The 11,826-nt window shown below is 68.8% G+C and carries 7 protein-coding genes; 1 reads left to right on the forward strand and 6 read right to left on the reverse strand.

Annotated features, from left to right (window positions below):
- The first annotated feature begins 86 nt into the window (after positions 1–86).
- The gene (gene dps / locus CMC5_RS32190; protein ID WP_050433988.1) at positions 87–563 is read left to right on the forward strand and encodes a DNA starvation/stationary phase protection protein Dps; all 477 of its coding nucleotides are present in this window, start codon (positions 87–89) and stop codon (positions 561–563) included.
- Between the two features lie 23 nt (positions 564–586).
- On the opposite strand, the gene CMC5_RS32195 is transcribed toward dps, so the two are convergent.
- From CMC5_RS32195 to CMC5_RS32220, 6 genes are all read right to left on the reverse strand, one after another.
- Complete coding sequence (locus CMC5_RS32195; RefSeq protein WP_050433989.1) at positions 587–2,242, reverse strand: serine/threonine protein kinase; 1,656 nt, start codon at positions 2,240–2,242, stop codon at positions 587–589.
- Between the two features lie 35 nt (positions 2,243–2,277).
- Entirely contained in the window at positions 2,278–3,456 is a 1,179-nt protein-coding gene (locus CMC5_RS32200; protein WP_050433990.1) for a hypothetical protein, read from the reverse strand.
- Between the two features lie 87 nt (positions 3,457–3,543).
- Positions 3,544–5,256, reverse strand: coding sequence for a DUF885 domain-containing protein (locus CMC5_RS32205; RefSeq protein ID WP_050433991.1), 1,713 nt, complete (start codon positions 5,254–5,256; stop codon positions 3,544–3,546).
- A 33-nt stretch (positions 5,257–5,289) separates the two neighbouring features.
- On the reverse strand, positions 5,290–8,457 hold the full coding sequence (locus tag CMC5_RS32210) for an efflux RND transporter permease subunit (protein ID WP_082362984.1): 3,168 nt from the start codon (positions 8,455–8,457) through the stop codon (positions 5,290–5,292).
- Between the two features lie 9 nt (positions 8,458–8,466).
- Positions 8,467–9,804, reverse strand: coding sequence for an efflux RND transporter periplasmic adaptor subunit (locus CMC5_RS32215; protein WP_245677895.1), 1,338 nt, complete (start codon positions 9,802–9,804; stop codon positions 8,467–8,469).
- 288 nt (positions 9,805–10,092) lie between these two features.
- Positions 10,093–11,808 (reverse strand): glycoside hydrolase family 57 protein, encoded by a 1,716-nt coding sequence (locus CMC5_RS32220; protein ID WP_050436251.1) that lies wholly within the window; start codon positions 11,806–11,808, stop codon positions 10,093–10,095.
- Between the last annotated feature and the right edge of the window lie 18 nt (positions 11,809–11,826).

Here is an 11,826-nt window from a genome sequence, read left to right on the forward strand (position 1 = left end):
ATTGGCGAGGCCTCCGACGCAGCGCCATCTTCCCCATCGAAGCACGGAAGCAACACGCACCGGAAATCAGCCTTCAGGAGGACGACATGTACCGCAGCCCCAGTCCACTGCCCGCCGAGGCGCGCTCCCAGATCGTGGAGACCCTGAACGCGCGCCTCATCGACGGCCTCGACCTGCACAGCCAGATCAAGGTTGCCCACTGGAACATCAAGGGTCCGCATTTTGCTGCTCTGCATCCCCTGTTCGAGACGTTCGCCGTCAGTCTCGCGGAGTTCAACGACGCCATCGCCGAACGTGCCGTCACGCTGGGTGGCCAGATCCGCGCCACCGCCCGCCACGTCGCCAGCACCTCGACGATCCCCGACTACGACCAGAGCGCCACCCGCGACCTCGACCACGCGCGCCTGCTCGCCGACAGGTTCCAGAAGTACCTGGAGGGCCTCCATGCGTCCCGCTCCATCGTCGATCGGCTCGGCGACGTGGACACCTCCGACCTCCTGACCGGGATCATCGGCACCTTCGAGAAGCACACCTGGTTCTTGCGCTCCACGGTCGAGACCTGACCGAGCGCCTCTTCATCATCCCGTCAGCGGTACGGGTTCGCCATGTCGCTCGGGGGCGGAGGCGCCTCCGTCGCGGCCTTCTTCGCCGGCACCACCGGATTCGAACGCACTGGAGCTGGAGCTGGACTCGCCGCCTTGATGGGAGGCGCGCTCGGCGCTCCTCGCACCGCCTCCGCAGGGCGGTCGATGCTTTGCGGCGTGAGCGCCTCCGCAGAGGGCGCTCCGACCGGCTCGCCCAGGAGCGCGGCGCTCCCCTTCTCCGATGGGGGCCGCAACACAGCTGGGACGACCGCCTCGGCGGCGTCTGCAGGCGGCACCGCATGCCCCGGCGTGGACGCCCCCGTCTCCGTCACCGCGGTCGGCGTCGACGAGCTCCCCAGGCCCGCCCAGAGCGCCCCACTGCCCCCCAGCGCCAGCACGGTCACGGCGATGCCGGCCAACCACCCCCGCCCCCCTTTGCGTCGAGCCGCCACCATCGGCACGGCGGACGTCTGCCGGGTCATCGCCATCGACCCCGGTGTGATGCTCGGCTCCCTCGCCCCCGACGGTGGCTCGTCGGGAAGCGCGACCGGAATGATCTTCGACACCGAGCTGGAGCCAGCGGACAGGGTCCCGATGCTGCGCCCTCCCTCGCTGCTCTCTCCCCACGAACGAAGCTGCAGATCGGCCCCGCTCGACTCGTGCTGCAGCCATACACGCACACTCTCGCGCTGCGCAGCGATCTCCTGCCCGAGCAGCTCCTGCATCACGGCGGCCACCTGTCGTGGCGACGCCACCCCCTCGGGCAGCGACTCGCTCGCCGCACGCTCCAGCGCCTCTGCCATCTCGGCCGCCGTCTGGAAGCGCGGCTCAGGATACCGCTCCAGCGCCCGCGCGCACACCTCGTCCAGCGCCGCGGCCGCCTCGGGATTCGCATCGCGCAGGCGTGGGATCGGCTCGGTCATGATCCGGGTCAGCGTCGCTCCTTCCGAGTCTCCCTTGAACAAGCGACGCCCGGCCAGCGACTCCCAGAGCACCGTCCCCATGGCGAACAGATCGGAGCGCCGATCGAGCGCATCGCCCCCGGCCTGCTCGGGTGACATGTAGGCCAGTTTCCCTTTCATCCGATCGGGTCGCGTGCTCGACAACCGCGACGTCGCGCGCGCCACGCCGAAATCGGTCAAGCGCGTGCAGCCATCCACGCCGATCAGGATGTTCTGCGGCGAGCAGTCTCGATGCACCAGCGAGACCGGCCGCCCATCCGGCCCCAGAAGCTCGTGTGCCGCATGAAGGCCGACCAGGGCGTCCAGCATGATGCGCACCACCACCGAAGGAGACAGCGCGTTCCCGCGGCTCGCGGACCGAGCGAGCACGCGCGCCAGCGTGTCGCCCTCGATGTACTCCATCACCAGGTAGTAGCCGGCGTCCGTCGTGCCGATCTCCAGGATGGGCACCACGTGCGGGCTGTGGATCCCTGCCGCGAGCCGCGCTTCATCGAGGAACATGTCGATGAACTCACGCTCATTCGCCAGGTGCGGATGCAGCCGCTTGATCGCGATGAAGCGCTGGAACCCGCCCACACCCGCGAGGCGGGCGAGGAACACACTCGCCATCCCGCCGGAAGCGATCTCGCCGATCAGCTCGTAGCGATCGAGCCGCCGTCGCGCGTCGCTGGGATCGAGAAGCTTGACCTGGGGCACGGAGCCCTCCTCGCAGCAGGTGACCTTCGTGCAGACTAGAACGTCCCCCGAGCCCCGAGGAAGCCTCCTTCACCGGTTGCCCCCATGAGGGGCTCCACCCGCAGGCGTCCGGCTGCCTCCCGTCCCTTCGAGCCTCCCCAGTCGGTGAAAAACGCGGACACCACCGTCAGCACGCCGACGCCGGCCGTCACGCCGATCAGCACGTTGGTGCGCAGCTCCTTGGCGAGTCCGTCCTGGTACAGCGCACAGCTCGTCCCCTGGCCCGCACACCCTTGCCGGATCGCCTCCGAGCCTGGATTGTTGATCGTGTCGATCCCGCTCCAGGTCGTCACCCCGCCCAGCACGGCCGTTGCAGCCACCCCCCCGAAGAACACCCACCGCGGCAGCCCCCCACCGCTCTCCGACGCGACGCTCTCTCCCGCTCCTGCTGGCGCACCGGCGGTCGGCGCCTCCGCCCCAGCAGATGGACCTGCCGGCCCCCCCGTCACCTCTTCGGCTCCCGAGTGCGCCCCTCCCGCTGGCTCGCTCTGCGCGGAGGACAGCGCGATCTCACTGCTCCCTCCCGCCTTGGCGTCCACCTCGACCTGCCGGCTACCACCGCCCTGGAAGCTCGCGCTGAGGGTCGACGGCTGTGGATCGAGGTAGACCACCCAGCCCGTCGACGATTCCCCGTGGATGGCTCGCGTCCCCACCGCCAGCACGCACGCTGGAGCGCACGTCACCGTCACCTTGTGGAGCGCCGGGGCAAACCGCCCGAGCGCCTCCTTCACGAGCTTGAGGGTCCCCTCGTCGCTCGGATACCGCTGCTGCGCCAGCGCTGCGAGCGTCGCCGCACGCGACCCCTGCCCCGCTTCCGTCCGCGCGCGGATGGCTTGCCGCAGCGCCTGCGGGTTTGGCACGGCCTCATCCGCCTCCTCGAAGCGCGATGCTGCCAGCTCGGGCTGCCGCTCCTTGAGCGCCGTCACCCCCCCATCGAACGCCGCTGCGGCCCGCCGCACCTGGACGGCATCAGGCGCCTTGCCCACCTGCGGCGTTCCGGTCGCGGCTGGCGGCGCCTGCGTGGGCGCCTGCGTGGCACCAGGCGCCTTTCCCCCCTGCTGCGCGGCCGCTGCAGCCCCCCCGGTACCGTCTTCACCGGGGCGTGGCGCTGCAGCCGCAGCCGCCGTCACGAGAAGAACCGCCGCGAACGAAGCCCCCACGCTGACGCGCATCATCGCGGCAGATCCTGTCCCCCTTCCGCCCAGCGCGTCAAATTCAAAGGGCCGTTTGCACGCCCTGGGAGCTGCCCCCCCGCCGAGAGGTCAGGCTTCGTTCAGCACCAGCTCACGCAGCAGGTCCAGCCCCACGGAGCCCGCACCCAGCACCTTCCCGTGGAACGCCTTCAGATCGAACGCCTCGGCCTGTCGCCTCCGCATCTCCGCGCGCAGCTCCAGCATCACGCGCTCCCCGACCTTGTACGAGATCGCCTGCCCTGGCCAGCCCAGGTACCGCGTCACCTCGCTCCGCGCGTGGTCGCTGGCCATGAACGCGCGGCCCTCCATCATCTCCACCGCCGCCTCGTAGCTCCAGCGCTCTCCCCCGTGCGCCGGTGCGTCCTTCGGGATCGGCAGATCCAGGTGCATGCCGATGTCGATCACCACCCGGTACGCACGCATCAGCTTTGCGGCCAGCATCCCCAGCACATACTCGGGCTTCTCGAAGTACCCGAGCTCGCCCATGAGCTGCTCTGCGTAGAGAGCCCAGCCCTCTGCGTACCCCGAGTACATCACCAGGAAGCGGTGCACCCGGCTGAGCTGCTCCTCGAAGTAGACCTGAAGCCCGCACTGGAGATGGTGCCCCGGAAACCCTTCGTGGTAGGCGGTGCTGATCTCCCCGTACAGCGGCACCTGGCACACCTCGCCGGGTGCGTACCAGATCGTCCCCGGCCGCTTGAATCCTTCACTCGGCGGCAAGTAGTAAGCACCGAGCGCACCACCCGGCGGCGCCAGCTTCACCTCGATCCGACGGATCGGCTCCGGTACGTCGAAGTGGACGCCTTCCAGATCGGCGAGCGCGCGGGCCTGGCGCTCTCGCATCAACTCCAGAAACTCGTCCAGCGATCCAGCGCAGCGTGCAGGATCCTGCTCCAGCATCCGGATCACCTCTGGCACCGTCGCCCCCGGCTGGATCTGCTCGGCGAGCGCGGCCATCTCCGCCTCGATCCTCCGCACCTCCGCCCAGCCCCAGGCATAGGTCTCCCTCAGATCGATGTTCGCGCCGAGAAAGCGTCGTGAAGCCCGCTGGTAGCGCGCTTCTCCGACCCCGTCGACCTCGCTCGCGTCGGGCAGGTACGTCTCTGCGAGGTAGCGCGCGAGCTCTCCGAAGGTCCGCCGTGCGTTCTCCACCGCGGCAGGCAACCGCTCCAGAACCGCGACCGACACGCTCCCTGGCGTCGCTTTCTCCGCCGCCTCGGCCGTCGAGAGCAAGGTCAGGAAGAACGAGGATGGCCCCGCCTGGTGCTCCGCCTGGGTGATGCCGGCTTGCACCTGCCGCTTCGCCACCACCTTGCCCGATCTCCGCCCCTCCTCCAGAGACGCCTGGTAGCTCTTGGCGGCACGATCGACCGTCTCCAGCCGCCGGAGCACGGCTTCCCAGCCCGCGGCCGACGAGGTGTCCATCATGTCGAACACCATCCGCATGTGCTGCAGCGTCGAGTCGATGTTGTTCAGGTTGACGAGGTGCTCGCCGTGCGCCTGCTCGTCGAGGCGCTCGTCCAGGTAGTTCGCCATCACCCGCCGGGCGAGGCTCGCCCAGGGGTTGCTCGCCACGGGCGGCAGCGCATGGAGCCGCTCTCGAAACGACGTGAGCGTGGACCCCCAGGCGGCGACGCCGGCGGGGCTCCAGTCGTTCCAGGCGCCTGCGTCGCACGCGACACCCACCAGCGAGGCGTCCACCGGACACGCCACTGCGAAGGCATCGACGAATTCGTCACTGAGGGAAAAGATGGGGTCGCGCGAAGAAGAGGGCTCGGTCACGGCGGGGAGCCTACCAGACCTCCCGCCGTCCGATCACTCCTCGCCCCCGGCTGGCTGATGCGGTGGGTGCATGTGCATCCCGGACGACACCGGCTCCGGAGGGACCTCGCTCTGACGCCAGGAGGCGGGCAGGAGCTTCATCAGTTTGTTCGAGAGGTCGTCGAACAGCGAGTATGTCACCGGCGTCGCCAGCAGGGTGAGCAGCAGCGCGAGCGTCTGCCCCCCGATGATCACGAAGCCCGTCGCGCGGTTGGCGCCGGAGCCGGCGCCGCTCGACACCACCAGCGGGATCATGCCGGCCACGAAGGCGACGGTGGTCATCAAGATCGGCCGGAGCCGGTCGCGGTTGGCCTCCATGATCGCGTCGTACCGTGACATGCCGGATGCCCGCAGCTTGATGGTGTGATCGATCTGGAGGATCGAGTTCTTCTTCACCACGCCGAACAGCACCAGGATGCCCAGCATCGAGAATACGTTCAGCGACTGCCGGAAGATGATCACCGAGATGATCGCGAATGGCACCGTGAGGGGCAGCGAGATCAGGATGGTGATCGGGTGCAGCCACGACTCGAACTGCGCGGCGAGCACCAGGTACATGAAGATGAACGACAGGAGGAACGCGAGGAGGAAGCCCTGCGCCGCTCTGGCCAGCTCCTTCGAGGCGCCTACCGGACCGGCCGAGTAGCCGGACGGCAGCTTCATCTCCGCGACCGCCTTGTCCAGCGCGTCGATGACCTTCTGCTGCGAGTTCCCCGCTTCGAGGTTGCAGGTCAGCATGAACTGACGCTGGCGGTTGAAACGCTCGATACGGGAGGGGCCGCTCCCCTCGGTGAAGTTCACCACGTTGTCGAGGGTCACCGCGCCCAGCTTCGAGGTGGGGACCGTCATCCTGGCCAGACCCGCCTGGTCGGCGCGGTAGGTCGGTAGCGCGCGGGCAAAGACCTCGTACTGCTCGCCGCCCTCGTTGTAGGTCGACACCTTGTAGCCGCCGACCAGGAGCTGGAGCGTGGAGGCCACGTCGAGCACGGAGACGCCGAGATCCGCCGCCTTCTTCCTGTCGATCTGCGCCCGGATCTCCGGCCTGCCTGGCAGGAGTGTCGTGTCGGGATCGACGACGCCCGGGATTTTCTTGAGCCTCTCCAGCAGCTCCAGCGTGACCGCGCTGAGGCGCTGCATGTCGGGGCCCTGCACCATGTAGGCGATCTGGGCCTGCGCGCCGCCGCCGAACGCCGGGATCGGACTGACGCTGGTGCGCAGGTTCTCGGAAGCGAACTTCGGCAGCACCTCGCGCCGGCTGGCGTCGATGAGCTGCTCTTGCGACATCTTCCGCTGGTTGGCGGGGACGAGCTTCACGTAGAGGGTCGCCAGGTTCTGCGTGAGCTGCTGATCGTCACCGATGGTGGTCAGCGCGTAGGCCACCCCCGGCATCTTCTCCAGCTCCGACGCCATCCTCGTCGCGATGATGCGCGTCTGATCGAGGCTCGTCCCTTCGGGGGCACGCATGGTGACACCGAACTGGGACTCGTCCTCGACGGGCATGAAGTTGATGTTCGCGAACTTGCCGAGCACCGGGATCGAGAAGAGCGCGAGGACGCAGGTCACCACGATGACCCAGCGGTGGGCCATGCTCCAGCGGAGCATGACCATGTACACGCGCTCGATGGGGCCGTAGAACGGCGACTTCTTGGCGCCGTGCTGGCCGTGCCCTTCTCCCTGCGCCGGGCGCTTGAGGAAGCGCGCCGAGAGCATCGGGGTCAGGGTGAAGCTCACGATCAGCGAGACGGCGATGGCGAACGCCATGGTCAGGCCGAACGAGTTGAGGAACCGGCCGACGATGCCGGTCATGAACGCGACGGGGAGGAACACCGCGATGAGCGACAGCGTGGTCGCGAGCACTGCGAGGCCGATTTCCTGGGTGCCGCCGAAGGCCGCTTCCCAGGGCGAGATGCCCTTCTCCTCGATCCAGCGGTAGATGTTCTCGAGCACGACGATCGCGTCGTCGATGACGATACCGACCGAGAGGGTCAGCGCGAGCAAGGTCAGCCCGTTCAGCGTGAAGCCGACCACCTTCATCAGGGTGAAGGTGGCGATGATGCTGGTGGGGATGGCGATGGCCGAGATCAGCGTGCTCCGCGCGTTCGCGAGGAAGAGGTACACGATGATCGCCGCGAAGAGCGCGCCGAGCACGAGGTGCTCCTTCACCGCGTTCACCGAGTTCTGGACGAACTCGGACTGGTCGCGGGCGATCTCGATGGTGTAGCCCTCGGGCAGCCGCTTCTCGACGTTCGCGAGGCGCTCCTTGACACCACGCACGACGTCGATGGTGTTGGTGCCGCTCTGCTTCCGGACGTTGAGCAGCACGGCCGGGCTGGTCCCGCGGAAGCCGACCGACTCGGGCTCGGCCATCCCGTCCTGCACCTCGGCCACGTCGCCGAGGCGGACGACGTAGCCGTCGCGCATCGCGACCATGATGTCTTTCATCTGGTCGACGGACTGAACGCGACCGCTCGTTCGCACCGTGAGCGCCCGCTCGCCTTGCTCCATGCGGCCGGCGGGCAGCTCGATGTTCTGCGCGGAGAGCGCCATCGTCACGGCGCCCGCGCTCAGGTTGAACTTCTGGAGCTTGTCCGGATCGATCCAGATGTTGATCTGCCGCAGGCGCCCGCCGATCAGCATCACCTGACCGACGCCGCTCGACGACTCCAGTTCACGACGGACCACCTTGTCCGCGAACTCGGTGACCGCGCGGACGTCGCCCTTGCTCGACGAGATCGCCAGCGTGAGCACGGGCGCCGCGTCCGGGTCCATCTTCATGACCACCGGCGGGTCGATGCCCTTCGGCAGATCGCCGAGCGCGAGATCGATCTTCTCGCGGACCTCCTGGGCGGCGACGTCAGGATCCTTTTCCAGCGCGAACTGGACGATGACCTGGCTCAACCCCTCGACCGAGTACGACCTCAGCTCGTCGATGCCGCTGATGGTGTTGACCGCCGACTCGATCTTGTCGGAGATCTCGAGTTCCACCTCCTGCGGCGCCGATCCCGGCAGCGTGGTGTTCACGATGACGAACGGGAAGTCGACCTTCGGGAAGCGATCCACGCCCAGCCCGAAGTAGGAGAAGGTGCCGAGGACCGTCAGGACCAGCACGATCACCGTCGCGAAGACGGGCCTACGGATACAGACTGCTGCGAGCCACTGCATGGTACTTCCTCAGGGTGCCTTCTCAGGGGCTGGCGCCTCGGGCGCACCGCCCGCGGCCGCCACCTCTGCGCCGTCCGAGAGCTCATTCAACTTGTCGACGGCGACCTCTTCGCCCTCGCGCAGCGGACCGATCACTTCCACCAGACCGTCCAGGCGGCGGCCGACTTTCACCAGCCGCTCGGTCACGCGATCGCCAGCGCGCACGAACACCCGTGAGCTGGACCCGGAGCTGCCGATGGCCCCCTCCGGGACGAGCACGGCGGGGCTCGGATTGCCACCGAGCGTGATGCGTCCCTGAGCGAAGAAGCCAGCCCGCAGTTTGCCGTCGCTGTTGTCGAACTCGGCTTCCACGGGCAGCGTCCTCGAGGCCGCCTTGAGGCTCGCGCCGATTCGCTTGATCGCGCCCTGGAAGGCCTGGCCCGGGTAGGCGGCCACCGTGACCTCCACCGGCTTGCCCATCTCGATCGACGAGACGCCCGTCTCGGGAACGTCGATCTGGAGCCGCAGCGGGTTGTCTTTCACGACGATCATGACCGTCCGACCCACGCCCGCGAACTCACCGACGCTCACCTGTCGCTCGGACACGGCGCCGTCGAAGGGCGCGCGCACGGTCGTGTCGCTCAGTGCCTTCGAGGCCAGCCCAGCCTGGGCCTGCGCCGACGACAGCGACGCGGTGGTCGCGTGGACCCCGGCGACCGCCGCGTCGTACTGCGCCGCCGCCGATTCCGCGCGCGTCCTCGCCTCGTCCCAGCTCGACTGCGAGAGCGCGCCTTGCTCGAACAGCTTCTTCACGCGCTCCGCCTCGGCCTTCGCGAGGTCCGCGTTCTCCTTCGCCGCCCTGACCTCGGGAACCTGGCTCAGATCCACGCCGCCCTTGTCCGCGAACACGAGACGCGCGCGTGCCTGGCTCACGGCCGCCTGCGCGGCCTGTGCCTGGAACTGTGCGTTCTTCGGATCCAGGATGACCAGCGGGTCACCCTTCTTCACCCGCGTGCCCACGTCCGCGATCACCTGCACGATGATGCCGCTGGTCTGCGCCGCGACGGCGCTCGTCTCGTCCGCTGCCAGCGTCCCGCTGATGTCCAGCGTCTGCGGCAGGGGCCGGACCACCACGCCAGCGAAATGGACCGACGGCTTTACCTTCACGGGCGTCGTCGCGTCGGGCTTCGCGGTGCTGCTCTCACCGCCCTTGCAGCCCGTTCCGAGCGTCGCTGCTGCGACCATCGCCAGCACGAAGGTGAGCCCGGTGCGACGGGCGCCCGGGCGGAAGTTGCGACCGGTGGCCTCGCAGATGACCTTGCGGGGCCCCGAGGTGCGGGGGAGAGGTCCGATGGATTCTCGTCTCATGGGATGGGTCCAGCTCGCCCACCGTCGGGCGGGACCGCCTCGGCCGAAGACCTCTGGCAGCGACGGCAGCTACCGAGAGGAGGTGACCAGGCGGTCATCGGGGGGTGGAACGAGCCACTGAGGGCCTGTGGGGAACTCGCAGAGGAGTGGGCGGATAATAATGACTGAGGGGTCAGCTTCGCAAGGTCGCGGGTCACGATTGAGCAGCCGCGCCAGGGAGCGCCGTGTCCTGGAAGCCGGTGACCGTCTGCCGGCGCCCGGGTTCGGTAACCCGAGACCCCGCCGACGTCACGCCGATTCTCTACCCCCTGGAACCAGCATCTCCCGCAGCGCTTCGCCGGAAACCTCAGCAAGAAACGGTGCATGCCGACATACCGAGCCGACCCAGGCGTCGTCCTCGGGCGAGCCACCTCCACGGCTGGCGAACTCGGCCAGGCGTCGAGAACGGATGACGTGCGTCCGGACGCGCGCTTCTGCGTATGACGTCATCTCTCCACGATCGATCATGAACGCCCAGTCACTCGCCTGTAGAAGGAGCAACTCGCGCACGGCCTGATCCACGGCAGCCCCCCGAACCCCCTCTTCTCCGAGGGCGCGTACCCGTTGAACGGCAGCGCGGACAGGACCTTCGGCGTGGTGCACGTGACGCCACAGTCTCGCCGTCCGTTGCCCGATCCACACGGTCCCGAACCCCCCTTCCCCCCAGGTCGAGGCGACGGGATCGGCTCCGACCGACGTACCGTGGCGTTCCACGTAGGCGCCGGGCGTCAAGAGACCCGCCGTGGCACGCCCCTCCTCGCTCGAACGCCCTCCCCTTCCCTCTCCCCCCAGCATGCGCAGCACGTGCTCCAGGAACATCGGCCCTTCCAGCCACCAGTGACCGAACAGCTCTGCATCGTAAGCGGCCACCACCACGGGCGGCGTTCCCCTGCTCCCTTCATTCCCCGTCTCCGCCACCTCGATCGCGCGCGCCAGGTGCTCGCGACGCCGCGCCACGAACGCTGCCGCGTGCAGGCGTGCCCGCGCGCTCGCAGCGACGGGATCGTAAGGCGCCTTGTCCGCATCCGGACCCGTGATCCGGTGCAGCTTGAGCCCCGTCATCAAGCGGCTGCCATCCGGTCCCAGCTCGTCTCCCAGGACGGACTCGTCCAGATCGTGGCCGACATCCCGGTAGAACTCCCGGTAATCGGGGTGCCCTGGGTACCCCTCCTCGCGCGACCACACTTCCCGCGCCGACACGCGATCTCGCCCGAAGAACACCACGCCGCTCGCGGATCGCACGGGCACGAGCCCCGTCGCTGCTGCGCTTCCAGCAGCCACACGCCCTGCCACAGCGCTCCCCGTCGAGGGCGAGAGCGCGTGCTCATCGACGACGGTCCACACCACCCCGGCTGACGAGAGATCCGGCGCAAGCCGCGGATCCCAGCCGCACTCCGGCAACCAGAACCCTGCCGGCGCCCTTGCTGCATCTCCGTGTACGAGCGCTCCGAACCCCTGCCGGCCGAGGCGCACCTGCGCGCGCACGGAGGCCGGCGTCGGCAGCAAGCCCGGCAAGAAGGCGTGCGTCGCCGCCGTGGAGAACAGCTCGACGTGCCCCGCGCGAGCGTGCCGCTGCAACGCGCCCAGCACATCCCCATCACACCCCTCCCACACGGCCCACGCCGCCTCGAGCCGGTCCCGGTAGAACGCCAGCGCCGGCGCGAAGACCCCCGCCCCGAGCACCTGGCCGACCCGCTTCGCCAGCGCCTCCGTTCGCTGCACGTGCAGCTCGAAGCGGCGGCACAGCAGCGCGTCCCGCAGCATGGCCGCGAGCGTGGGCGACACCGACAGCGCGATCGGCGCCCGCACCCCTTCAGCGGCCAGCCGGTCGAGGACGCCGAGCAACGGCAGGTACGACTCCCACAGCGCCTCGAAGAGCCAGCGCTCTTCGAAGGAGCGCGGATGCTCCGGGTGCCGCACGTAGGGCAGATGTGCGTGCAGGACGAGGGCGATGTGACCGTGCATGGTGGCCTTCGCGCCCGC

This window comes from Chondromyces crocatus (assembly GCF_001189295.1).
GTDB lineage: Bacteria > Myxococcota_A > Polyangia > Polyangiales > Polyangiaceae > Chondromyces > Chondromyces crocatus.

What these genes read in the sequence shown, in the direction of transcription:
- dps (WP_050433988.1), top strand. Translation starts at nt 87, where the DNA reads ATGTACCGCAGCCCCAGTCCACTGCCCGCCGAGGCGCGCTCCCAGATC.
- CMC5_RS32200 (WP_050433990.1), bottom strand. Translation starts at nt 3,456, where the DNA reads ATGATGCGCGTCAGCGTGGGGGCTTCGTTCGCGGCGGTTCTTCTCGTG.
- CMC5_RS32210 (WP_082362984.1), bottom strand. Translation starts at nt 8,457, where the DNA reads ATGCAGTGGCTCGCAGCAGTCTGTATCCGTAGGCCCGTCTTCGCGACG.
- CMC5_RS32215 (WP_245677895.1), bottom strand. Translation starts at nt 9,804, where the DNA reads ATGAGACGAGAATCCATCGGACCTCTCCCCCGCACCTCGGGGCCCCGC.
- CMC5_RS32220 (WP_050436251.1), bottom strand. Translation starts at nt 11,808, where the DNA reads ATGCACGGTCACATCGCCCTCGTCCTGCACGCACATCTGCCCTACGTG.